This is a genomic window from Bacillus sp. GMs2/2 (genome assembly GCF_050172095.1).
Classification (GTDB): domain Bacteria; phylum Bacillota; class Bacilli; order Bacillales; family Bacillaceae_G; genus Bacillus_A; species Bacillus_A cereus.
In genome coordinates, this window is record NZ_JBNLYE010000503.1 from 1 (window position 1) to 2,364 (window position 2,364).

Here is a 2,364-nt window from a genome sequence, read left to right on the forward strand (position 1 = left end):
CCCCATCGCTATCAAGCTAAGCTTATGCAAAGTCAATTTTAGGCGAGATTGTTTCTCTTTATCTAAAGGGCAAGTGCAGGTGATTGAAAGATTTGCATACGAAATAAACCCTAACGGGTTTCATTTTTTGAATTAAGCGGCTTGATTATCAGACATGGTACAATTGTAAACGACACCTAATATATCAAAGACCGTTTTTTTCTCATATCGATGAGATTTCCGCCCGTTTTGTTGTAGGAGATTGAACAGGCGAAGTAACACCTTTGATAGCTCTTGAGTGTCTCTCTGTATCGCTTGGAAAAGAAGAAAAAAGTAATCTTTAATCATATATATGGCCTTATATTCACTTAGTTCTCGTTTCTTTTTCATAAGAAGTAATTGCCGCATTTGAAACATGGTAGAGGAACAGAGTAGAATGGCAATCAATTGACCATATAAATGGCACTCTAATCGTTCTGGTTTTATCTTTTTACAATGATGGATTTGAAAGAATGACTTCCACGTTTTAAATAAAATTTCGATTTGCCAACGTAAAGAATACCAGTCATGTACCTGTCCCATGGGGACAATATCTGTAGGCGTGTTTGTCATATATACATTGATACCACTTAGTCGTTTACTACGAGGAGAATACTTCATTCCTTTCTTTTTTTCTCTTACAGCTTGATCTTGTAATCGTTTTTGTTGTTGTTCTTTTGTTAGCCGATGAACAATCACACGAGTTGATACTTTATCAGTTATTCCTACATAAGCGTTGGATATTTCACATGTTTGTCCTGGTTGAAGAGAGTTCATTACAACTTCCATATCTATCTGGATAAACTCTGTACCTTTCTTGATTCTACCATCTTGAAAATAATCAGGATTAGGATTTTTTTGATAAATACGTGTATTTGATTTAATACGTGAGATATAATAAGCCTTTTTATCTTGTATGTGTTGAAGATCTTTCAAGTGAAAATATCCTAAATCTCGGATACATAAATCATTCGCTGTCACAGTTGGAACACACAGAGAACCGTAGGTTCGATCATGTTGTTTCCCTGGACCCGTATGAATATGAAGGAACTGTCCACTTAATAAATCATACTCAAGCTGAATCTTTACTCCCGCTGTATGGCTACATCCCCCTGCACCTGGATAAACGGATGAAAAAGAATCTGGAAGTTGAAATGCAGTTGAATCTAGGATACGAATACGCTTGAAAATAGAAGTGTATGGAGAAGAGAGCAACTTAGCTGAAGATAACTTTTGGTTGAGAAGTTTGGCTAATACTTGTTGTAGAAATTGCACGGCTGTGGCATTAAATCGTTGATTCAGTCCCTCAGGACTGATGAGTACTTCTGTTGATGCTTCTAAACAGCTACATAACTGAGTTAGAGAGGTTTTAGCAACATTTTGACTAATCCATACACATAAAGCTACTAACTCTTTTGCTTGGTATTTACTGGTTCGTTGTACAAAACCAACATCTCTAGCAAGATCTCGTAAGAAATTTGGAGATAAGAAGTTTTGAATTTCTTGAGCAAATAGTTGTAATTCATCGGATACAGAAATAGACATACAAAAACGCCATCCTTTTCTATGAGTCTACAGAAAGAATAGCGTATTTGTGTAATGATAATAAAGTTATTAAATTTTATCTCTCAAAATATAGTGGCTTTTTGCCTATTTAAATGACAGAAGGCTTTTAAAGTTGTTTAATTCCAGAGCCGAAAAATACGAATTAGCTCCTCAATTTTATTAATACCCTTCTAATTGTTGTTCTTCTATAAGCTTAATGTTTCGCTTGTTATTTATGTATGTTTGAATTTCGCTACGAATATTAGGATATAGAACGATATTCTGTAATTCATCTAGCGGTATCCATTTGACACCTGTTTGATTTTCGTCTGGGTTATCAGAAATACAAGGCGTTTCGCCGTCTTTCAACTCATATTCATATAGAAAAGCTACTTGCCCCACGTTAATTTGAACAGAAGCTTCTTTTAATGCCTCTCTTTTGACTGCTTCAATTAAAGTTTCTCCTTGTTCAACTCCACCACCTGGCAAGTTGTAATGTAATCCATTCTCGTCATTAAACTCGACTAATAAAACATTGTTATTTTTAATGATTAATGCACTTGTTCTTACTCTGATTGGATATGTCATATTTATTCTCCATTTCTATCCTAATTTTAATCGAACAAATATCGGAATACTCCTTTATTTTATTATACATAAAATAAAAAAGGATGGTATGAACTTCCATACCATCACTATCTTTAAACAATTTTATTATCTTTGAAACAACTTTATTGTCCCTCTACAGTATTTTTTTCATTTTAGAGGGTATTTTGTTTTATTAGCTTGATAGCGATGTGG

The 2,364-nt window shown here is 34.2% G+C and carries 2 protein-coding genes; both read right to left on the bottom strand.

Annotation, left to right across the window (positions count from 1 at the left end):
* Positions 1-132: 132 nt before the first annotated feature.
* Entirely contained in the window at positions 133-1,563 is a 1,431-nt protein-coding gene (locus ACQGS6_RS26650) for an IS4 family transposase (protein WP_426965889.1), read from the bottom strand.
* Between the two features lie 180 nt (positions 1,564-1,743).
* A complete protein-coding gene (locus ACQGS6_RS26655; RefSeq protein ID WP_426965890.1) occupies positions 1,744-2,151 on the bottom strand; it encodes an NUDIX domain-containing protein in 408 nt (135 codons plus the stop codon).
* Positions 2,152-2,364: the final 213 nt, after the last annotated feature.

Excerpts from the sequence above, each read along its gene's own strand:
- ACQGS6_RS26650 (WP_426965889.1), bottom strand. The coding sequence starts at position 1,563 with ATGTCTATTTCTGTATCCGATGAATTACAACTATTTGCTCAAGAAATT.
- ACQGS6_RS26655 (WP_426965890.1), bottom strand. The coding sequence starts at position 2,151 with ATGACATATCCAATCAGAGTAAGAACAAGTGCATTAATCATTAAAAAT.